Origin of the sequence: Pseudomonas sp. HY7a-MNA-CIBAN-0227, from assembly GCF_040310325.1 — a bacterium.
Lineage (GTDB): Bacteria > Pseudomonadota > Gammaproteobacteria > Pseudomonadales > Pseudomonadaceae > Aquipseudomonas.
The window spans coordinates 1-249 of record NZ_JBEOPT010000277.1 but is presented as its reverse complement, the minus strand read 5'-3'; the positions used below and the strand labels follow the sequence as shown (position 1 = coordinate 249).

Sequence of the window (249 nt, the reverse complement as noted above, 5' to 3'; positions counted from 1 at the left end):
CGTCTGATGCGCGCATGCTTTTACTGATGCGACGTGGGTCGTGTACCATCACATCGCGCATCGGGGTTTGTAGATCAATGCCTTTTTCTAAGCCACGGCGTAAGTCACCGTCTGTAAATACGCCGACAACTCTGTCATTATCATCAATGACCACTGTCATACCTAAACGCCCATCAGACATGGTAAAAAGCGCCTCTTGCAATGGGGCTTGTTGATTGATAAGTGGCAAATCTTCTGACTTAGTATGCA

Annotated in this window: 1 protein-coding gene; it reads right to left on the bottom strand. The window is 47.4% G+C overall.

The annotated features are described in order from the left end of the window. Positions 1–249 (bottom strand): CBS domain-containing protein (locus tag AAEZ06_RS27905; RefSeq protein WP_350617409.1); only part of this gene is annotated, 249 nt, incomplete at both ends.